Annotated in this window: 1 protein-coding gene; it reads left to right on the forward strand. The window is 56.2% G+C overall.

Going from position 1 to position 240, the window contains the following annotated elements; all coding sequences use genetic code 11:
• Positions 1–50: 50 nt before the first annotated feature.
• A partial coding sequence (locus SB847_RS22110; protein ID WP_410578893.1) for a FliM/FliN family flagellar motor switch protein occupies positions 51–240 on the forward strand: 190 nt, incomplete at its 3' end.

Below are 240 nucleotides of genomic sequence, written 5' to 3' on the forward strand. Positions count from 1 at the left end.
CATGGTCACGCCGAATGGCCAGTGAGCTACGCCAATCCGAAGTGGAGCTAGTGGCAGAATTTGCGCAAATCCCCAGCCGTATTGCGCATGTGATGGGCCTGAAAAAAGGGGATGTTCTGCCCATGGATATCCCTAGCACTATCACCGCACGCGTTGACGGCGTCCCTGTCATGGAGTGTGAATATGGCAGCCAACGCCAGCAACGCGCATTACGCGTGCTGCGTATGATCGATCACGCTG

Source organism: Bacillus sp. SIMBA_026 (assembly GCF_046535335.1).
Taxonomy (GTDB): domain Bacteria; phylum Bacillota; class Bacilli; order Bacillales; family Bacillaceae; genus Bacillus; species Bacillus velezensis.